Origin of the sequence: Mycolicibacterium hippocampi (assembly GCF_010723735.1) — a bacterium.
Taxonomy (GTDB): Bacteria; Actinomycetota; Actinomycetes; order Mycobacteriales; family Mycobacteriaceae; genus Mycobacterium; species Mycobacterium hippocampi.
The window spans coordinates 1,784,486-1,804,972 of sequence record NZ_BLLB01000002.1 but is presented as its reverse complement, the minus strand read 5'-3'; the positions used below and the strand labels follow the sequence as shown (position 1 = coordinate 1,804,972).

Genomic DNA, 20,487 nt, shown 5'->3' with positions numbered 1-20,487 from the left:
GCCTCCCGCGCGTGTTCACCGGCGCGGAATCTCCTCGCCGACCAGTGCCTCCTCGCGCGCCAACGCGATCGCGTCGCGGCCCTGCGCCTTGGCTGCGTACAACGCCTGGTCGGCGTGCTCGAGCAGCTGCCCGACCGCGGCTTCGGGATCCACCCCCGGGGCGGTGCGCGGATATGTCGTGGCGACGCCGATGCTGACGGTCAGCACGCCGCACGGCGAGGCCGGGTGGCCGATACCGAGCGCACGGATCGCTGAAGCCACCCCCTTGGCGAACGTGTACGGGTCCTCGCAACCGCCCAGCACGACGGCGAACTCCTCGCCGCCGTAGCGGGCGGCCACGCAGGCCTCGGGGGCAGCGAGGTTCTGCAGCACGTCGGCGACGTCGCGCAGGCACGCGTCACCAGCCTTGTGGCCGAACTCGTCGTTGAACGCCTTGAAATGGTCCACGTCGACGAACAACGCCGTCACCGGCTGCTCGAGTTCATGGGCACGCTGCCAGATCCCGCGCGCCCGCGCGGCCAGACCACGCCGGTTCGGCAGCCCGGTGAGGGCATCGGTGTTGGCCATGTCGGTGAGCGACTCCTGCACTTCGTGCTCCAGGGTGACGTCGCGCAGGATGACGGCGAAGAACCCCTTCGACGCCTGCCGGCTGTGCGCGACGAACCAGGACCACGACCCGTCGTAGCCGCGCACCCGGAACGGCGCCGACGCCCCGGACCGGCCCGAGGTCAGTCGCTCGGCGACCAGATCGCGGTCGTCGGGGTGGATGTGGCGCAACCACTCCGTCTGGGCGATCCGGTCCTCACGCGGCTCGATGTTGGGCTGGCCACCGGAGGCGTGGTGCAGCACGTTGCCCGACGAGTCGAGGACCAGCACGAGATCGCCCGTCAACTCGGCCACCAGGCCGTAGATCTCGTGGCTGGCGTGGTCCAGCGCAGTCAACCGGTTCCTGTCCTCCAGCGCCGCGGCGATGGTCACCACCATCGCGTAGCCGGCGAGCAGGAAGACCTGGGCGTTGATCATCGCCTGGGTGGGGTCGGCCGCGTCGCCGACGAACGGTCCGTACCCGGCGAAGGTGGAGCCCAGGATGATCACCGCGCCGACCGCCATCTGCCAGAAGGCCGCCGCGATACCGGCGTCGATGAGGACCAGCAGGGCGGGCACCCCGGTGAGGAACAGCAGCACGAAGTTCGACTCGGCGGCAGCGATCAGGCACATCGCGATCATCAGCACCGAGAAGCCGGCCGTCGTCGCGCGTTGCCGCCAGGACTGCCGACGCCAGGAGTGCCGCCAACGCAGCATCACCGGCGTCAGGAACGCGATCCCGACCGCCTCGGCGAGGTACCAGATCAGTGCGACGGTGGCCAGCGACCGCACATCGGTGCGGCCCTGCTCGTGCACCACGACACTGACCACGCCGATCGCACCGGCCAGTGCCGGCGCGACCACGACGCCGTAGATGACGAACCGGCGCCAGCTGCGCAGCGAATCATTGCGCCCCCGCACCCAATCCTGATCCGGCTGCAGCACCCACGCCGCGAACACCACTGCGGTCACGGTGGACAGCGCGGCCAGCTCCGGGCGCTGCCCGAGCACCAGCCAGGCCGGCCCGTACTGGAACACCGCGAACGACACCAGGTAGACCGGCCAGTGCCGGCGGCGTGCGGTGAGCAGCGCCACCAGCTGCGGTGCCGCGGCCAGCCAGACCACGGTGAAGGTGCGGCCGTCGACCAGGGCCAGCCAGCGCACCAGGTAGGACGCCGCGGCCACCCCCGCCGTCCAGCCCAGCAGATGCCACAGCGGCGGCAGCAGATCGGCGGCGGTCAACCGGACCCGCAGACCAGCCCACCGACCGGCCACGCCGGTCAGCGCGGGTGGTATGCCCGTCGACATGTGTCCAGTCAACCGCGTGGTCGTTGATCTCGACAGCGGTTTGGACAGCCCGGTCCGGATTGTGCCGAGCTTGCGCGGAGTTCACACCCTGGACGCCTTCAGGAAACACGTGACCGACAGAATGGCCCGGCCGCGCCACTGCGGCCAGACCGCAGGAGACCCAGTGACCGACCTCGTGAACCCCGACACCGGATCGACGGAGGTCAACGGTGCGCAACTCGGGCCGACAGGTCAGACGCGCACCGGCATGACCGCCGACGCGTTGCGTCACGCGGTGTCGGACCATCTGCTGTACTCGATCGCCCGCCCGCCCCAGGTGTTGACGCCCGAGCACTACTACCGGGCGCTGTCGCTGGCGGTCCGCGACCGCATGCAGAAGCGGTGGATGGCCACCACGCAGGACTGGCTGGACCTGTCGGCGAAGGTGACGTGCTACCTGTCGGCGGAGTTCCTGATGGGCCCGCAGTTGGGGAACAACCTGCTCAACCTCGGTATCGAAGACGCGGCACGCGAGGCGTTGGCGGACCTCGGTCAGGACCTCGACGTGATCCTGGACTGCGAGGGAGAGCCCGGGCTGGGCAACGGCGGTCTCGGCCGGCTGGCCGCCTGCTACCTGGACTCGATGGCCACGCTGGAGCGGCCGTCGATCGGCTACGGCATCCGCTACGAGTTCGGCATCTTCACCCAGGAGATCGCCGACGGCTGGCAGACCGAGAAGACCGACAACTGGCTGGTGCACGGCAACCCGTGGGAGATCGACAAGCCGGACGCCACCTACTTCGTGAACTGGGGCGGCCACACCGAGGAGTACCAGGATGTGACCGGCAGATTCCGGGTGCGGTGGGTGCCGCAGCGGGTCCTCAAGGGCGTCTCCTACGACACCCCGGTGCAGGGCTACGGCGTCAACACCTGCAACACGCTCACGCTGTGGAGCGCGCGGGCGGTCGAGTCGTTCGCGCTGGACGCCTTCAACACCGGCGACTTCTACAAGGCCGTCGACGAGGAGGTCGTCTCCGAGACGGTGTCCAAGGTGCTCTACCCGAACGACGAACCCGAGGCGGGCAAGCGGCTGCGGCTGTTGCAGCAGTACTTCTTCGTGACGTGCTCGCTGCAGGACATCCTCAACATCCACCTGCAGCGGGCGCACCTGCCGCTGAGCGCGCTGCCGGACAAGTGGGCGATCCAGCTCAACGACACCCACCCGTCGATCGCGGTGGCAGAGCTGATGCGGTTGTTGATCGACGACCACCAGCTGTCCTGGGACCAGGCGTGGGACCTGACGGTGCGCACCTTCGGCTACACCAACCACACGCTGCTTCCCGAGGCGCTGGAGACCTGGCCGCTGGCCATGTTCGGCGAGGCGCTGCCACGTCACCTGGAGCTGATCTACGAGATCAACGAGCGCTTCCTCGACGAGGTTCGGGCGCAGTTCCCCGGCGACGAGGACCGGGTGGAAAGGATGTCGCTGATCGGCGAGGACGGCGGCAAGTGCGTGCGGATGGCGCATCTGGCCACCGTCGGCAGCCACGCGGTCAACGGGGTCGCGGCGCTGCATTCCGAGCTGCTCAAGGCCAGCGTCCTCAAAGACTTCTACGAGATGTGGCCGCAGCGGTTCGGCAACGTCACCAACGGCGTCACCCCGCGGCGGTTCCTGGCGTTGTCCAACCCGGGTCTGCGCCGGCTGCTCGACGACACCATCGGCCCCGGATGGCTGACCAACCTGCAGCGGCTCAAGGGGCTGGAGTCCTTCGTCGACGACCCGGCTTTCCGGCAGCGGTGGCGCGAGGTCAAGCGCGCCAACAAGTCCCGGCTTGCGGAGTACCTGCACTCGACGACGGGCATCGAGCTGGACCCGACGTGGATGTTCGACGTCCAGGTCAAGCGGATCCATGAGTACAAGCGCCAGCACCTGATGGTGCTGCACATCATCACGCTGTACCACCGACTCAAACGCAACCCCGGATCGGCGATCCCGCCACGGGTGTTCATCTTCGGCGGCAAGGCCGCGCCCGGCTACTTCATGGCCAAGCGGATCATCAAGCTGATCAACGCCGTCGGCGAGACGGTGAACGCCGACCCGGAGGTCAACCGCTGCCTCAAGGTGGTGTTCCTGCCGAACTTCAACGTCAAGAACGCCCATCTGGTCTACCCGGCGGCCAATCTGAGCGAGCAGATCTCGACCGCGGGCAAGGAGGCGTCGGGCACCGGGAACATGAAGTTCATGATCAACGGCGCGTTGACGATCGGAACTCTCGACGGCGCCAACGTGGAGATCCGCCAGGAGGCGGGTGCGGAGAACTTCTTCCTGTTCGGGTTGACCGAGGGCGAGGTCGCAAAGGTCAAGGCCGAGGGTTACCGGCCGCTGAGCTACGTGGCCGACGACCCGGAGCTAGCGGCGGTACTGGAGTTGATCGCCCGCGGCGAGTTCACCCACGGCGACACCGAGGTACTGCGGCCGTTGGTCGACAACCTGGTCCAGCACGACTCGTTCCTGACGCTGGCCGACTACCGGTCCTACATCGACTGCCAGGACGAGGTCTCGCGGGCCTGGCAGAACCGCGACACCTGGTCCCGGATGTCGATCCGCAACACCGCACGCAGCGGCATGTTCTCCAGCGACCGGGCGATCCGGGAGTACTGCGACGAGATCTGGGGCGTCGGCCCGATGTCGGTCGACCTCTAGCCTCCTGGCCCGTTTCCCGCCGGAACGGTATTCCAGCAGAAAAATCTCGACAACGGACGTGCTGGAATACCGTTCCGGCGGGTGGGCCATCTGATCAGACCCGGGCTCCGAATACGGAGTACCAGCATCTGATCGAGGAGAACACTTGCGCGTCACCAGCGGCACCGCACCCACGACGAACTCGCCGTCGGTGCAGCCATGGCGGTGGATCACCGTCGGCCTGGCGGTCACCCAGCTGATTGCGCCGTTCGTGGTCACCGCGCTGGCGGGCAATTTCCTGCAGACCGGCGCCACCAACCAGGCGTTGATCACCCCGGCGGGTTACGCGTTCAGCGTGTGGGGGGTGATCACGCTGCTGAGCGCGGTCACCGCGGCGGGGGTGCTGCGTTTCGGCCTCGGCTCGCCGTGGGAGTCCAGCCTGCTGATCGACGCGTGCCTGGTGTTCGTCGGCTACAGCGGGTGGCTCGCGGTGGCGGCCCAGGACTGGCTGTGGGCCAGCGTGGTGGTCGCGGCGGTGATGGTGGGCGCGTTGACCCACATCCTGCTGCTGCTGGTCCGACGCCGCGACGACCTCACCTGTCCGTCCTGGCTGGCAACCCTGGCGACGGTGAGCTTCGGTCTGTACCTCGGCTGGTTGGGCGCGGCGATCTTCGCCAATGTGGCTGCCGCGCTGATCGGCTCCGGGGTCTCGGCGACCGGGGTGTGGTGGCAGTTGGTGCTTCTGATCGCGGCCGCGGCATTCGCGGTGTTGCTGACCACCATGCTGCGCGGGACCTGGGGTCACCTCGCCGGCGTGCTGTGGGCGCTGGCGGCCATCACGATCGGCGCCGCCCAGCGTGACAGCACCGTCGTCTCGGTGACGGCCGGCGCGGCGGCCCTGGTGGTGCTCGCCGCCGCCCTGCGAGTTCGGCGTGCTCGTCGTCGCTGAGCACCGCGTCGCGCCCCCAACCCCCTTCGCCGGAACGGTATTCCAGCAGCGAGAATTCGAGAATGCGCCTGCTGGAATACCGTTCCGGCGATCGAAAACCATTGGCGCGCCGCCCGCCTGGTATGCCATCCTCGGCGGGTGGTCGATGTCGAGGCGTTCCGACGCGACGGATTCGTCAAGGTCGAGCAGGCCGCGCCGCGCGCCGTCGCCGACGCCGCCCGGATGCTGTTGTGGCAGCAACTCGGTGTGTCACCCGATGACCGGAGCACGTGGGCCCAACCGGTGATGTGGGCGTCCGACATGACGGGAGCGGGACCGTTCGGCGAGCTGGTCCGCAGCCCCCGTCTCGCCGACGCACTGGACGCGGTCTGCGGTGTCGGCGGATGGCAACCGCGCGGGTCATTGGGCAACATTCCGGTGCGCTTCCCGGTAACGCCGCCCGCCGAGGACCGCGGCTGGCACATCGACCTGAACACCCCGCAGCCCGACGGGTCGTGGGCGGTCACCGGCAGGCCGCACACCATGCTGCTGTTGACGCTGCTCTCGGAGGTGACGATCGACGACGCGCCGACGCGGCTCCGGGCCGGCTCCCATCACGACGCCGCCGCCGTGCTCGGCGAGACGCCGCTGGACGCGGTCACCGCCGGCGGCCTCGTCGACAGCGCGAGCCGGGCGCGGCCGGTGGTGCACGCGACGGGCGCGCCGGGTGACATGTACCTGGTGCACCCGCTCACCGTGCACGCCGCCGACGAACACCGCGGCAGCACGCCACGATTCATGGCCCAAGCCCCGATCCTCACCACGAATTCGGCGCGCTGACGCACCCTGCGCGTCGCGAAACGCGCCCGATTCGCCAACATCACAACCCGGTCACTACCCCGCGCGGCCCTGCGACAGCCCCGCCCGGGCGCTGTTACGTTCGCGCCCGTGTTGTTCTTCAGGCATCAGGTCCGCCGTGTCGGTGCGCGGCTGGCCGTCGCGGTGCTGCTTGCTGTCGGCCTGACCACCATCACTGTCCCGCAGGCCGAGGCGTTCTCCCGCGACGGCCTGCCCATCGAACAACTCGACGTGCCGTCGCCGGCGATGGGGCGCGACATCCGCGTCGAATTCCAAGGCGGCGGGCCGCATTCGGTGTTGCTACTCGACGGTCTGCGCGCCCAGGACGACTTCAATGGCTGGGACATCAACACGGCGGCGTTCGAGTGGTTCCACGACTCCGGGATCTCGGTGATCATGCCCGTCGGCGGACAGTCCAGCTTCTACTCCGACTGGTACCGACCGGCGAAGAACAACGCGGGCACGGTGACGTACAAGTGGGAGACGTTCCTGACCCGGGAGCTGCCGACCTGGCTGGCCGCCAACAAGGGCCAGGACCCGTTCGGCAACGCCGTCGTCGGCTTGTCGATGTCGGGCAGCAGCGCATTGACGATGGCCGCCTGGTACCCGCGCCAGTACAAGTTCGCTGCCTCGCTGTCGGGATACCTGGCGCCGTCACGCGGCCTCTGGCCGACGATGATCGACATCGCGATGCAGGACGCCGGGGGCTTCGACTCCCTCGACATGTGGGGCAGCCCCGGCTCCGGAGCCTGGCAGCGCAACGATCCGACCGTGAACGTCAACCGACTGGTGGCCAACCGGACCGCGCTGTGGATCTACTGCGGCAACGGTGTCACCTCGGACCTCGACACCAGCAGGGATTTCGGCGCGAACTTCGGCGCACAGTATCTGGAGAACATCACCGTCAGCACCAACAAGGAGTTCCAGGAGAAATACCTGGCCGCCGGCGGGCGCAACGCCGTGTTCAACTTCCCGCCCAACGGAACCCACAGCTGGGGCTACTGGGGTGCGCAGCTCCAGGCGATGAAGGCCGACATGGTGCGCATCCTGACGGCCCCACCGCCACCGCCACCGCCACCGCCTCCCCCGCTTCCGGGAGCCGCGCCGCCACCGCCGCCACCACCGCCCGCGGGCTGAGAGCTCACTTGAAGTACGGCTCCAGCAGCGTCGACCACGACCTGTCGAGGAGGATCCACTCGTCCTCACAGCCGTCCGCACGGTCAGCGGGCAGGTCGCCCGACGCGACGAGGTCACCGTTGGCGTCGGGATTCGATCCGTAGATCCAGCACTGCAGGTTGAACACCCGCGTCTCGTCGAGCGAATGCACGTCCGCAAAATCCTCCGGACTCAACTCCACCCGCTGGTCCCCGGACGCACTGAAAGTCCGCGCGAAGTCCTTGACCGCCTGCACCGACTCCGGGTCCGGCTCGCCGCCGTCGTCGGGCTGCAGGAGTACGTATGCGGCGAGCTGGTCGGCGACATCCTCCTCGCGGCCGGTGGCGGGCAGCTCGTAGATGCTGATCACCATGTGACCGACCTCGTGGTAGAAGGTCGCGTACTCCGAGTTCAGCGCCGAGGCGACGGGGTCGGGATCGCCTGCCTCGGTGAAGATCTCCTGCGCCAGAGCGGCGTCCTCATAGCACAGCGTGATCGACTGGTCCTCCGGATCCCAGAAGGCGTTCGCCTCGTCACACTGCGCGCCCAGCAGCGCGATGTCGGTGGGCAGCATCAGGCCTTCGTTGATGTCGTCGGAAAGGTCCTCGAGCAGTTGGTTGTCCTGCATCAGCGTGCGCCCGGCGACCGCCTCGGGACTGTCGGCGTCTTCGTAGGTGAATGTCATCACGCCGTCGTCGGCCGGCGCATCGCCCTCGGCGGCCGCACCCGGGGCCGTGGAATTCCCCGGCGGGGAGGTCGTCACCTCCGGCTGCTGTTGGGCGCCACCGCAACCCACCACCACGAGCCCCGCTGCCAGTATCGGCACCACCCGTGCACGCATCTGCCCACCCCCCGCTCCGCCACCGTGACGGTCGCAGAGTATCGCGGGCGGGGCGATTACTTGGAGTAATCGGTGCTCAACCAGCGCTGCGGCCGCATCCGGATGACGACCGAGGACGGCGTGAGGTTCTCGTCGGCGAACTGGCCGCCGGCCTCAGCGCCGAGATAGCGGACTGCGAGCGCGCGGACCTCGGCGTCGTCGGCGGGTTCGATGCCGGTGACGTCACCTTCGGCGGTGACGTACTTGTACGGCGGCTGCTCGTCCTGCACCGTGATGGCGAAGCGCCCGGCCTCACGGATCAGCTTGTGCTTCACCGAATCCGACTCGGTCCACAGCAACACTTCACCGCCCGGCCGGTAGCCGTACCAGATGGGCACCGCGAGCGGCGCCCGGTCGGGCCGCTCCACCGCGATCACTCCGACGTGCACGTCGGCCAGATACTGCTCACGCTCGTCACCGGTCATCTTCGCCATGCCCAGTGCCAACCACTGCGACGGCCGTCACATTCCCCGTGCCACCGGACGGCTGGGATCAGAACTCCACTGCGACCACGAGCCTGGAAACAGCGCGGCATCGACGCCGATCGCAGCCAGCGCCGCGATGTTGACGGCCGCGGTGACGCCGGAGCCGCAGTACACCGCGACGTCGGTGCCGACCTTCACCCCGTGGTCGGCGAACAGCCGGGTGAGCTCGGGCCCGGCGCGCCAGCGGCCGTCCTCGGTCAGCAGGCCGGTGCTCGGGACGTTGCGCGCTCCGGGGATGTGGCCGGCCACCGCGTCGACGGGCTCGACCTCGCCGCGATAGCGCTCCGGGGCCCTCGCGTCGAGTAGTACGGAAGCGGAGAGCGCCCCGTCGGCGCTGACGGTCCTGCGGGCTGCCGCATCGAGGTCGTCGTGCGCGACGGTCACATCCCCGGGCTCGGGAGTGACGGCGCCGGTGCGCAATTCGCCCTTCCAGGCGGACAGTCCGCCGTCGAGAATCCTGACGTCGCTGATCCCGGCGGCGGTGAGCACCCACCACGCGCGCGCCGACCCGGCACGGTTCCAGTCGTCGTAGACCACCACCGGGACGCCGGTGCGCACGCCCCAGCGCCGCGCCGCGGCCTGCAGAGCAGGCCCGGACGGCAGCGGATGACGACCACGTCCCGTCCGCGAGTGGTCGGTGAGCTCGTCGTCGAGGGACACGTACACCGCCCCGGGCAGATGGCCGCGGCGGTGGGCCGCGGCACCGTCCGGTTGGCTGAGCTCCCACCGGACGTCCAGCAGCGTCACCGGTTCGCCGGCCTGCAACCGACGGGCCAGCTCCTCGGCAGTGACCAACACGTCCTCACGCACACCCATCGCGAAATAGTATTCCGGGTCGCGAAAATTCCCCCGAACACAGCCATGGCGTCACACTCGCGAGGCGCAGCGGGATCGGCGCCAGGTCGTCAACAGCCCAGGTGCACGACGGCCGCGCTGACGATGTCGAACGCCAGCGCGACGCCGAATCCCCTCTCCCGGTCGAGGTGGTCGGTCACCTCGGAGGCCGGAGTGCCGCGCTCGATCATCGAGCAGGCGGTGTGCCCGGCGGTCGAGAGTTCCTGCGACGTCCACGACGTGTGGCGGTCCTCGAGTGCCGCCAGGAAGCTCGCCGTGTCCGCTGCGGCAGGAGCAGCACCGACGAACAGCGCCACACAGGCTCCGGTCGCCGATGCCGCGAGAAGGCCGGCGGCACGGCTGCGCTGGTACGAACTCACCTCGAAGGTCCTCACGACGTCGGTGCACGAGACCCGATCAGGTTAGCTCAACTAAGTTAACGGGCTGCGCGGGGGTCACCGTGAACTGGCCAGCGCCAGAACCTCTTCGGCCGACGGCGGGCTCGACGGGTGATACGACAGGCACCACGGCGCGACGACCCGGTGGAACGCCTCCCCCTCGGTCGCGACGTAGAAGTTGCCGGCCTGCAGCCGGCTGATGTCGGGCACCAGGCCACCCTTGGCGCGCGCCATCTCCCGGGCCGCTTCGATGTGCGCGGGCGAGTTCAGCAGACCGTAGAACTGGGTGGCCGCATTGCCCGGGATGTGGTTGTGCAGACCCTTGGGCGCCTGGGTCGCGAACACCAACCCGAGCCCGTACTTGCGCGCCTGCGACGACAGCGCCAGGGTGCTGCGCAGCGAGGTGGTGAAACCCTTTGACGGAGCGAAGTTCTGCGCTTCGTCCATGATCAACAACCCGGACAGCGGCCGCTCACCGGCCGGGTGCTGTTTGATCCACGCGAACAACGCCATCTGCAGCTGGTTGACGAAGCTCTGCCGCTGCTCATCCGAGGACAGGCCGATCATGCTGATCACCGACACCCGTGCCCGGTGCCCCTGCGAGGGGGTGAGCAGCACCCCGGGGTCGACGGGCGTGCCTTCCCCGCCGAACATCGGGTCGTTGATCATCGCGGCACGCAGGTCCTGGGCCAGGTTGTCGGCGATCTTGCGGGCGTCGGCGATGTTGCTGACGTCGTCGGGCAGGTCCGCGAGCAGGTCGACGAAGCCGTCGAGGGTCGGTGCCGGCGTTCTGCCGTATCGCTGCAACGCCTCTCTCAGGACCGCGCGGGCCCGGTTGGCCTTCTGGGTCTGCCCGGAGATCAGCGCCCGCGGTTCGAGCGCAGCGCACGCGGATTCCACGGCGTCGTTGAACTCGTCGTAATCGTCGAGCACGGAGCTGAAGTCGGGCAGCGGCTGGAACGCCAGCGGACGTCCGGTGGACCGCCGCGGCGTCCAGATCGTCACCTCGGTGTTCGCGAAATACGCTGCGGCCCTCGCATCATCGCGACGATTCCAACCATGTGGCGGCTGCGGCCACGCGGTACCCAGCCGGGACAGGTCGTTGTTGGTGTCCAGCACGATCGACGAGACACCGCGCAGCGCGCACTCCTCGACCAGTCGGCGGATCAGCACGGTCTTGCCCGATCCCGAGCCCGCGAAGATCGCGACGTGTTTGCGCAGCGCGGACAGCTCGACCGTGACGGGTTCTCCCGAATGCAGGTCGGAGCCCAACGGCATCTTGTCGTCGGACACCTCGACGGCGACCCCCGCGTCCGGCTCCGGCTCGGGTTCCGGCTCGACCGCCGCGGACCCCGACGCGCCGCCGTCGTCGCCGAAGGTGTCGCGCAGCAGCGCCAACCCGTGCGCCGGCCGGCGGGCCTGCAGCCACGCCGGCAGTGCCGGGTCATCGTCGTTGATCAGGTCGCGCAACGCCACCATGGTGCGCACGTCGTCGTCGGACACCGGGACGGTGCGTGCCCCGGCGGAGTGGATCTCCTCGATCAGGGCGGCGGTCTTCGGGCCGGTGGGCCACGCCGTGTTCCGCAACAAGAACAGCTGCCGTCGGCTCGATCCCGCGCTGAGTCCCGTTGCGGCGTAGGCCTTTCTGATCCGGGTCTGGGCGGCGAGCGCGTTCGTGGCGGCCACAGCGCGGAACGCCCAGTGCCGTTCATCGTCGGTGGCGCTGTCGAGGCTCTGCCGCAGCCGCGCGTGCAGCACCACGTGGGACCCCGGCGGCGGGTCCACGGTGTACACCTGGTCGCCGTCGCGCTCGGCGATCCACGCCGTCAACGCGGCGCCGAGGAGCTCGGGCATCGTGATGTCCTCGCCCTCGTGGTCGAAGGCGGCGGCCGGCACTGCGCGGCGCCGATAGTCGACGAACCGGCGGTCCAGCCCGGACGATCCGAGGGCGGCGTCACCGTCGGATGGCGTTTCCTCCCATGTCGGTTGCGCGTCGGCACTGAGGTGTTCGAGCTCGACGACGTCGCCGTGCTTGAGGCATTCGCGAACATGGGTGTCGGCTCGGATCAGCAGCTTTCGCGGCGTGTAGTCGCGGGCGTCCTCGAAGGCTGCGGGCAGGATCGGCCAGCTCGGATACGGCGGGCTGAACCCCGTCGCGGCGTAGCTCGCGACGAATCGGCGCTCCAGGATGGCGCGACCGATGTCGGAGGTCGGCAGCCCGTGCAGCACCGCAGTCACCCGGAACCGGTCGGCCACGCTGGCCGTCGCCTGATCGCGGATGGCTTCCCACACCGCGGGCAGGCACGCCACCACCGACACCGTCCGGCGCATCGTCTGGCGCAGCGACATCAGCCCGTGAGCGACCTGCTCGAGCACACCGCCACCGCCACCGCCCGACTCGGTTCGCGCGAGTGAGGCGGCCAGCAGCGTGTCGATCTGGTCCAGTGCGAGCACCGCCGGACCGGCCAGCGCGACCAGTCGGGAGATGTCGCGCACGCAGTCCTGCGCGGTGGCCGGAGAGGCACGCAGCCGCCAACGGTCCCGGTCGTCGCCGGGACCGAGTTCCTCGCTGGCCTGCAGGTAGGCCTCGCCCACATCATGGGCCGCCAGGTCGGCGGCACCGAGCAGCACCAACGCCCGCAGCGTCTGATGACATTGCCGCACAGGGTCTTTGCGCACCGCAGCGAGCGCGTTGACGAACCGGTCCAAGGTCTCGGGGTCGAGGTCGTCGTCACCGATGATCGCGCGACGGTCGGCGCGCGACACGTGCGCGATCGACGACAGCTCCCACAACAGGTCCTTGAGCTGGGTCTCGCGTCGGGCTCCGGGGCGGCCGAGACTCTCCAGGATCCCGTTGCGCACCGACTGCCAGAAGCTGGCGGCGTCGAGCAGTTCGATGACGAAGAAGTACCCGCCACCGGCCTGCACCCGTTCCCGGATCTGGCCGAGCAGGTGGGTTTTGCCGGACCCCGCGGGTCCGCGGACCACCACTCCCAGCGGGGTCGAGGTGTGGTCGTGCACGGCGTCGCCGAAGGCGTCCATCACGTCGTCGACGGCGTATTCGTTGAGCCCGCTGACGTGGGTGGCCGCCTGCGGTCGCCACAGGTCGTCGACGGTGGGTGCCCAGGTCAGGCGAAGTGAGGCAAGGGCTTCGCGGTGGGTGGGGTCCATCACGGCTCGATCGCGATCAGGTGCTTGGGCCCATCACCGATCAGCACGGCCGCGGCGCGGTCCGCGGCGGTGAGGATCTTCTGGTTCTCCTCGGGGATCACGCTGACGCCGGCAGTTCGGTAGAGGGCGCGCAGGGCGGCGTCGACGTCGTCGCGGTCGTCGGCGAGTTCGGCGCGCAGCCGGGCCAGCGCGACCCAGCCGCCGGGGCGCATGGTCAGCCGGGTGTAGGCGGCGCGAACCCGGTCCTCGACGGTCTGCACAGGGTCGTCGGTGGCCGGCCAGAAGATGTCGGCCAGGCTGAGCTCGGACCGCTGCAAGTGGCGTCCCAGCGCGCCGAGCACGGTGTAGAGCGCCTTGGCCGGGCCGGTGGAGCGCGGCGGGGGTCCTGCGGAGGCGATGTCGCGGCACAATCGCCATCCGCGGTCGGTGAGCTCGTGGACGAACCTGTTGCCCACGCGTTCGGATTCGATCAGACCCAGGCGGTTGAGCTTGTCCCGGCCGGGTTTGTCCAGCGCCGGGCCGAGGATGACCAGTTCGGGGTTGGGCACCGGGCGCGACTCGGCCATGAGCACCAGCAGCACCGCGCGTTCGGTGCCCGTCAGGTCCGCCGGGGTGACACTCACGCAGCCAACTTAACCGGGTGCGGCAGGATTGCGTTCGGCATGGTTGACAGCGAAGGTACCCCCGAGACGTCCCGGCGTCGCCATGTCGCCAGGTTGGCGCTGTTCGTCGGGTTGCTGGCGGTGCTGTTCTATCTGGTCACCGTGCGGCAGGTGATCGACGTGGACCGCGTCCGGGCCCTGGTGGCGTCGACGGGCCCGCTGGCGCCGCTGACGTACGTCGTGGTGTCGGCGCTGCTGGGCGCGGTGCTGGTGCCGGGCCCGCTGCTCGCGGCGGCGAGCGGGTTCCTGTTCGGTCCGCTGGTGGGGACGTTCGTGACGCTGGGCGCGACGGTCGGCACCGCGATGATCGCGAGCCTGGCGGGGCGGCGGGCGGGCCGCGACAGCGCCCGCGGGCTGCTCGGCCCACGGCGGTCCGAACGTATCGACGGGCTGATCGCGCGGGGCGGGCTGTGGGCGGTGGTCGGGCAGCGGTTCGTACCGGGGATCTCCGACGCACTGGCCTCCTATGCCTTCGGGGCGTTCGGAGTTCCGTTGTGGCAGATGGCAGTCGGTGCGTTCATCGGCTCCGCGCCGCGGGCGTTCGTCTACACCGCGGTGGGCGCGTCGATCGGCGAGTTCTCGGCGCCGCTGGCCTACTCGGCGATCGCGGTGTGGTGTGTGACCGCGGTCCTCGGGACGTTCGCGGCGCATCGGGGCTGGCGTTCATGGCGGGCCGGCCGGACCGGGGCAGGTGAGCCATGACCGCGCAGTTCGTCCTCACCGAGGAGTTCCAGCGGGCCCTGACGCTGCTGGCGCAGGGCCGCAGCATGTTCCTCACCGGCAAGGCCGGCACCGGAAAGTCCACGCTGATCCGCCGATTCATGGCCGACACCGGCCGCAACGTCGTGGTGGCCGCACCGACCGGGATCGCCGCGCTCAACGTCGACGGTTACACCATTCACCGGCTGTTCGGTTTCCGCACCACCACCGGCCTGCACGAGGTGCGATCGGGCGACTACCGGCCGGGTCGCTTCGCCAGGACCCTGGCCTCGCTGGACACGCTGATCATCGACGAGGCGTCGATGGTGCGCGCCGACCTGTTCGACATGCTCGCGGCGGCGCTGCAGCAGTTCGGTCCGCAGCCCGGGCAACCGTTCGGCGGCGTGCAGGTCGTCCTGGTCGGTGACCTGTACCAGCTGCCGCCGGTGGTCGGCGAGCACGAGCGCGAGTTCTTCTCGACCACCTACGAGACGCCGTACTTCTTCTCCGCCAGGTCGTTCCACCGCGAGGACTTCCCGACCGTCGCGTTGACGACGGTGTTCCGTCAGCTCGGCGACGACCGGATGGCGGCCATTCTCAACGAGATTCGTGAAGGCGTGCTGCTCGGTCACGCCCGTGAGCAGCTCAACGCGCGGACCGACCCCGACTTCGTCCCGCCCGACGACGAGTTCTGGATGACGCTGGCTCCCACCAACCGACTGGTGACCGCGCGCAATCGCCAACATCTGGACAGGTTGCCCGGCGACGAGATGGTGCACCACGCCCGCACCTCCGGGGACCTGTCGTTGTTCGACCCGCCGGTCGAGGAGACCGTGCGCTTCAAGGTCGGTGCGCAGGTGATGATGTTGAACAACGACCAGTCCGACCGCTGGGTGAACGGGACGATCGCCCGTGTCGTCGGCGTCGACCACGACCGCCACGGAGCCGTTGTCGTGGTGGAGTTCCCGGACGGCACCACCGCCGATGTCACGCCGTTCACCTGGGAGGCGACCCGCCCGGTCGTCGACGGCGGCTCGTTGCGGCGTGAAGTCGTCGGCACGTACACGCAGATGCCGTTCCGGCTCGCGTGGGCCATCACCATCCACAAGAGCCAGGGGCAGACACTGCACCGGCTGGTGGTGGATCTCAGCGGTGGCATGTTCTCCTTCGGGCAGCTCTACGTCGCGCTGAGCCGCTGCACGTCGCTGGGCGGGCTGGTCCTCAAGCGCCCGGTGCTGCCCAAGGACATGAAGACCGACCGCCGGATCGCCCGGTTCCTGCGTGCTTCGGTACCGGCCGACCACGCTCGCCGCTACTGCGCGGTCGCCGTGCTCACCGTCGGCGAGGAGGGCCGGATGTCCCGGCCGCGGCCGGTGGAGTTGGCGGTGGCGTTCGACGACGGCACCGCCGTGACGACGCTGGTGAACCCGCAGCGGGACCTCGCCGATGCCCGAATGGCTTACGGCATCGGTGTGTCCGACGTGCTGCTTGCTCCGACGCTGCGCGAGGCGTGGGCGGTGATCGCGCCGATGCTGGCCGGCTGCACACCCGTCGGGGTGGACGTCGACGAGACGATGGGCCTGATCGACTTCGAACTCAAACGACTCGGCCATGTGGTGCCGATGCCGATGGGTGTGGACCTACCGCGCCGTGCGGTCATCCCCGGGCGATCCGCGCTGGACGTGGCGGTGGCGACCATGGCGGCCTTCACCGAACTCGGGGTGGGTGACACCGGTTCGTCGGCGTTCGACGAGCCGGAATCCGCCGAGGTGTCCGGGCTGCTGATCAGCCGTGACCACCACACCGCGACGCCGACGGCTGCGCACCTGCCCGCGCTGTCGGCGCTGCTGCGGGTGAGCCAGGTCGTGGGAACAGTGCTGCTCGGGGGGACGGCCACCGCGGTGAATGACGAGGATCCCGCGGTGCGCCGGTCGGTCGCCGATCAGCTACGCGCGGCGGCGGCACGGGTGACGCTCACCGAAGAGGTGATCGAGCGGGTGCGAGAGGTCGAGTCTCTGCTGGGTGCTGAGATTCTCTCCGAGACAATGCTTTCCGAGAGGCTCGACATCGACACGATCCTGGCCCCGGGCACCCGCATCTGTTTCACCGGGACCGCGCAGGACACCACGGGCCGGGTGGTGGAGCGCGACGAGATCGAAAAGCTCGCGGTGTCGGCCGGGCTGACGCCGGTGAAAACGGTCAGCAAGACCCGCTGCGACGTGCTGGTGACCGCCGAGGCGGGCACCCAGTCGGGCAAGGCGCGCAAAGCTAGGGAGTTCGGCAAGCCGGTGGTGTGCGCCGACGACTTCTTCGCCTGGCTGGCCGCCCACCCCGCCGCCCGTTCCGCCGCGGAATAGCACTCCGGGTCGTGATCCCGGGCCCGATCACAGCCCTGGCTTCACTCTCGGCGCAGAATGGTCACCGTGTCGTCTGTCTCCACCGCGTTCGCCTCGGACAACGCCGCCCCGACGCACCCCCGGGTGTTGCAGGCGCTGCACGACGTCAACGTCGGGACCGCCGCGGCCTACGGCGCCGATGCCGTCACCGAGCGTGCGGCCGACGCCCTCAGGCAGGCCTTCGACGCGCCGGACGCCGAGGTGCTGTTCGCGTTCACCGGCACCGCGGCCAACATCATCGCGCTGGCCTCGGCGGCGCGGCCGTGGCACGAAATCCTGTGCAGCGACGTCGCTCACGTCCTGCTCGACGAAGCAGGCGGCCCGGTCCGGCTCTCCGGCGCCCAGCTCACCCGGCTGCCCAGCGACGACGGCCTGATCGCACCCGCCGAGCTGGACCACCGGCTCGCCCGCCTCGGCGTGGTCCATCACTCCCAGCCCCGCATCGTCAGCATCACCCAGTCCACCGAGAGCGGCCGGGTGTGGACCGCGCCCGCCATCGCCGGGTTCGTCGACCACGCCCACGCCGGCGGTCTGCTGGTGCACGTCGACGGCGCCAGGATCGCCAACGCCATTGCCGCGCTCGATGTCTCGCCGGCCCAGGCGGTCGCCGACGCGGACATCGTCACCGTGGGCGGCACCAAGAACGGCATGCTGTTCGGCGACGCCGTCCTGGTCCGTCGTCCCGAACACTTCAGCGGAATCCACTTCGTCCAGAAGCAGATCGGTCATCTGGCCAGCAAGCACCGGTTCGTCGCCGCCCAGTTCCTGGCGATGCTGCAGGACGGTCTGTGGCTCGACACCGCCAGGCACGCGAACACGATGGCCCACCGGCTCAGCACCGGGATGACGGGAATGGGGCTGCGGCTTGCTTCGCCGGTCGAGGCCAACGAGGTGTTCGTGCACCTGCCCGCCGATGCGCGTGGGCCGCTGGCGCAGTCCTACGCCGTGCACCAGCCCGATCCGGCGGTGCCGGTGGTGCGGTTCGTCTGCTCGTGGTCGACAACCGAGTCCGACGTCGACGAGGCCCTGGCAACGTTGCGCCCACTCTGCAAACGCTGAGAGTTAACCCACGGCTGTGGTTTCCGACCGAATCACGACCCGGAATATCCCCCGCAAGCGGGAGGTACCCCCAATTTCGCGGCGGAGCCCGCTGAGCGGAGACAGCTCACACCCACGCGACGAACTGCACGATGATGCCGTTGGGATCCTCGAACTGGCAGTAGCGCTCACCCCACGGCTCGGTCTCCGGAGGGGTGACGACGGTGGCGCCCGCGGCGCGGACGGTCTCGTAGGCGGTATCGACGTCGTCGACGACGAACGCCAGCAGCAGTCCCTCGCCGGCGCTCCCCGCGCGGTGGCTGGGTTTGAACGACGGCAACCCGGTGCGCAGGTAGACCACATTCGGCCCGCCGTCGGGGTGGGACAGCGACACGAACCCATCGGCCTGCATCGAAGTGGTGAACCCGACGTGGCGGGCCAGGAAGTCCGCGGATGCCTGCGGATCGGCGACGTTCAGCGACACAGCGGTAGCAGTGATCTTCATCGAACACCTTTCTCGTATTCCGTACGGGAACTATTACCCGTACTATATACGAGAATGCAACCGAGGAGCCGCCGTGGATACCGTCGACCTGCTGTGGCGCCACCACATGCCCCGGCCACAGCGCCGGGGCCGCCCCCCGAAGCTGGCCACCGACGACGTCGTCGCCGCGGCCATCACCGTCGCCGATCGCAACGGGCTTTCGTTCACGCTGCGTGATGTCGCCGAGGCGCTGAGCACGCCGGTGATGTCGCTGTACTCCTACGTCGAGAGCCGCGAGCAACTTCTCGCCCTGATGGTCGACCAGTGCCGCTTGGACATGACCCACAGCGAGCTGTCCGGTGACTGGGCCGAGCAGCTGACCGCGGTCGCCTCCGACAATCTGCAGCTGCTCGACACACATCCGTGGCTGGCCGAGGTCGAGTCCGAGCGCACCGTCCTGGGCCCGGGCACACTGACCAAGTACGAGCGGGAACTCGGTGCAGTGCAAACACTTCCGCTGACCGACGCCGAGCGCGACGCGGCGCTGACACTGGTGCTGGATTTTGTCCGCGCCAGTGCCCGGGCGCTGACGCACGCGCGGCGGGAACGCGCCCAGGAGACTCCCGAGCAGTGGTGGGACCGGGAGGGCGCCAAGCTCGCCGGCCTCGGCGTCGACGAACGGTTCCCGCTGGCGTCGCGGATCGGCACCGCCGCCGGTCAGGCGCAGAACGCCGCCAACAACGCCGACGCCGCGTATGCGTTCGGGCTGAGCGTGATCCTCGCCGGACTGGCGGCGCGATGAGTCCGGGCGGGCCGTACGGTCGGTACCGGTATGACCTTCCGAAAAGTGCTGGACGGCGCGATCGCCGCCGGCAAGGTGCCCGGCGCCATCGCCGCGGTGACGGCACCCGGGCGCGACCCGGCGATCTACGTCGGCGGCGACGACGGCTTCGGCTCGCCTCTGCGGCGCGACACCATCATGCGGATCGCGTCCATCTCGAAACCGATCGTCGCCACCGCCGCGATGGCCATGGTGGACTCCGGGGAGATCACGCCGGCGGACCCGATCACGCGCTGGCTGCCTGAACTCGCCGGCCGACCGGTCTTGCGCGTCGAGGACGCGCAGCTCGACGACACGGTGCCCACGGCGCGCGAGGTGACCGTCGAGGACGTCCTGACGTTCCGGTGCGGAGACGGCATGCTGCCGCGGTTCCCGATGAACGCCCCGATCCAGATAGCCTACGCCGCGGCGCAACTGGGCAGCGACGGCCCGCCCGGCAGGTATGCGCCACCACCGCCCGACGAATGGGTGCGACGTCTGGCGGCGTTGCCGCTGATCGCCGCGCCGGGCACCCGCTGGCTGTACCAGACACCGGCCGATCTGCTCGGGGTGCTGCTGTCGCGGGTGGCCGACAAGCCGCTGCCCGAGGTGCTGACCGAGCGGGTGTACGCCCCTGCGGGCATGGTGGATACCGCTTTCCACGTCGTGCCCGACAAGCTGCACCGGTTGGTTCCGCAGCTGGCACCCGGTGAGCACGGCTTCACGGTGTTCGACCCGGTCGACGGAATGTGGGCCAGCGCCCCTGAGTTCCCCTTGGGGTCAGCGGGTCTGGTGTCGACGATCGACGATCTGATCGCTTTCACCGACGCGCTCCGGGACGGCCGGCTGATCACGACCGCGTCGCTGACGGCGATGGCCACCGACCACCTGACGCCGCAGCAGCGCCACGATGGCGGCATGTTCCTCGGCGGCGCAGGCTGGGGCTACGGGCAATGCGTGGAAGCCGAGGGGTGCTACGGCTGGGACGGCGGCCTGGGCACCGGGTGGCGTACCGATCCCCGCACCGGGACCGCCACGCTGCTGCTGACGCAGGTGCTGTGGGACGGTCCCGAGGGCGCCGAGGTGCTCGACGGGTTCCGCGCCGCGGCGGTTTCGGCATAGAC

At 69.5% G+C, this 20,487-nt stretch carries 17 protein-coding genes; 9 read left to right on the top strand and 8 right to left on the bottom strand.

The genetic code is table 11. The annotated features are described in order from the left end of the window. Positions 1 to 15: 15 nt before the first annotated feature. Positions 16 to 1,893: a sensor domain-containing diguanylate cyclase gene (locus G6N53_RS09795; protein ID WP_163888299.1), complete on the bottom strand. Its 1,878-nt coding sequence runs from the start codon at positions 1,891 to 1,893 to the stop codon at positions 16 to 18. Positions 1,894 to 2,056: 163 nt separating this feature from the next. On the opposite strand from G6N53_RS09795, the gene G6N53_RS09790 reads away from it, so the two are divergent. The 4 genes from G6N53_RS09790 (at position 2,057) to G6N53_RS09775 (ending at position 7,478) form a co-directional block, all read left to right on the top strand. Further along, complete coding sequence (locus G6N53_RS09790) at positions 2,057 to 4,576, top strand: glycogen/starch/alpha-glucan phosphorylase (protein ID WP_163888298.1); 2,520 nt, start codon at positions 2,057 to 2,059, stop codon at positions 4,574 to 4,576. A 145-nt stretch (positions 4,577 to 4,721) separates the two neighbouring features. Beyond that, positions 4,722 to 5,504: a TspO-related membrane protein gene (locus tag G6N53_RS09785; protein WP_163888297.1), complete on the top strand. Its 783-nt coding sequence runs from the start codon at positions 4,722 to 4,724 to the stop codon at positions 5,502 to 5,504. 138 nt (positions 5,505 to 5,642) lie between these two features. Continuing rightward, the gene (locus G6N53_RS09780) at positions 5,643 to 6,323 is read left to right on the top strand and encodes a phytanoyl-CoA dioxygenase family protein (protein ID WP_205390348.1); all 681 of its coding nucleotides are present in this window, start codon (positions 5,643 to 5,645) and stop codon (positions 6,321 to 6,323) included. A 108-nt stretch (positions 6,324 to 6,431) separates the two neighbouring features. Then, positions 6,432 to 7,478, top strand: coding sequence for an esterase family protein (locus tag G6N53_RS09775; protein WP_205390347.1), 1,047 nt, complete (start codon positions 6,432 to 6,434; stop codon positions 7,476 to 7,478). Between the two features lie 4 nt (positions 7,479 to 7,482). On the opposite strand, the gene G6N53_RS09770 is transcribed toward G6N53_RS09775, so the two are convergent. From G6N53_RS09770 to G6N53_RS09745, 6 genes are all read right to left on the bottom strand, one after another. Next, positions 7,483 to 8,337, bottom strand: a complete 855-nt coding sequence (locus G6N53_RS09770) for a DUF4344 domain-containing metallopeptidase (protein WP_163888296.1) — start codon at positions 8,335 to 8,337, stop codon at positions 7,483 to 7,485. Between the two features lie 56 nt (positions 8,338 to 8,393). Continuing rightward, positions 8,394 to 8,810 carry a pyridoxamine 5'-phosphate oxidase family protein gene (locus tag G6N53_RS09765; RefSeq protein ID WP_205390346.1) on the bottom strand — a complete coding sequence of 139 codons (417 nt, stop codon included), beginning with the start codon at positions 8,808 to 8,810 and terminating at the stop codon, positions 8,394 to 8,396. Between the two features lie 27 nt (positions 8,811 to 8,837). Continuing rightward, positions 8,838 to 9,677 carry a sulfurtransferase gene (locus tag G6N53_RS09760; RefSeq protein WP_163888295.1) on the bottom strand — a complete coding sequence of 280 codons (840 nt, stop codon included), beginning with the start codon at positions 9,675 to 9,677 and terminating at the stop codon, positions 8,838 to 8,840. Between the two features lie 89 nt (positions 9,678 to 9,766). Next, complete coding sequence (locus G6N53_RS09755) at positions 9,767 to 10,075, bottom strand: DUF732 domain-containing protein (RefSeq protein ID WP_163888294.1); 309 nt, start codon at positions 10,073 to 10,075, stop codon at positions 9,767 to 9,769. Positions 10,076 to 10,150: 75 nt separating this feature from the next. Beyond that, positions 10,151 to 13,264 carry a helicase HerA domain-containing protein gene (locus G6N53_RS09750; protein ID WP_163888293.1) on the bottom strand — a complete coding sequence of 1,038 codons (3,114 nt, stop codon included), beginning with the start codon at positions 13,262 to 13,264 and terminating at the stop codon, positions 10,151 to 10,153. After that, on the bottom strand, positions 13,264 to 13,887 hold the full coding sequence (locus G6N53_RS09745) for a hypothetical protein (RefSeq protein WP_163888292.1): 624 nt from the start codon (positions 13,885 to 13,887) through the stop codon (positions 13,264 to 13,266). The genes G6N53_RS09750 and G6N53_RS09745 overlap by 1 nt, the downstream gene beginning before the upstream one ends. A 39-nt stretch (positions 13,888 to 13,926) precedes the next feature. On the opposite strand from G6N53_RS09745, the gene G6N53_RS09740 reads away from it, so the two are divergent. Genes G6N53_RS09740 through G6N53_RS09730 form a run of 3 tightly spaced genes read left to right on the top strand, consistent with a single transcriptional unit; the run spans position 13,927 to position 18,080 of the window. Next, positions 13,927 to 14,628 carry a TVP38/TMEM64 family protein gene (locus G6N53_RS09740; protein ID WP_163888291.1) on the top strand — a complete coding sequence of 234 codons (702 nt, stop codon included), beginning with the start codon at positions 13,927 to 13,929 and terminating at the stop codon, positions 14,626 to 14,628. Continuing rightward, entirely contained in the window at positions 14,625 to 16,982 is a 2,358-nt protein-coding gene (locus tag G6N53_RS09735; RefSeq protein WP_163888290.1) for an AAA family ATPase, read from the top strand. Before G6N53_RS09740 ends, G6N53_RS09735 begins: the two co-directional genes overlap by 4 nt. A gap of 57 nt (positions 16,983 to 17,039) precedes the next feature. Next, entirely contained in the window at positions 17,040 to 18,080 is a 1,041-nt protein-coding gene (locus tag G6N53_RS09730; RefSeq protein ID WP_163888289.1) for a threonine aldolase family protein, read from the top strand. Between the two features lie 106 nt (positions 18,081 to 18,186). On the opposite strand, the gene G6N53_RS09725 is transcribed toward G6N53_RS09730, so the two are convergent. Next, positions 18,187 to 18,564, bottom strand: a complete 378-nt coding sequence (locus tag G6N53_RS09725; protein WP_163888288.1) for a VOC family protein — start codon at positions 18,562 to 18,564, stop codon at positions 18,187 to 18,189. A 73-nt stretch (positions 18,565 to 18,637) separates the two neighbouring features. On the opposite strand from G6N53_RS09725, the gene G6N53_RS09720 reads away from it, so the two are divergent. Continuing rightward, positions 18,638 to 19,345, top strand: a complete 708-nt coding sequence (locus G6N53_RS09720; protein ID WP_163888287.1) for a TetR/AcrR family transcriptional regulator — start codon at positions 18,638 to 18,640, stop codon at positions 19,343 to 19,345. Positions 19,346 to 19,375: 30 nt separating this feature from the next. Next, the gene (locus G6N53_RS09715; RefSeq protein ID WP_163888286.1) at positions 19,376 to 20,485 is read left to right on the top strand and encodes a serine hydrolase domain-containing protein; all 1,110 of its coding nucleotides are present in this window, start codon (positions 19,376 to 19,378) and stop codon (positions 20,483 to 20,485) included. Positions 20,486 to 20,487: the final 2 nt, after the last annotated feature.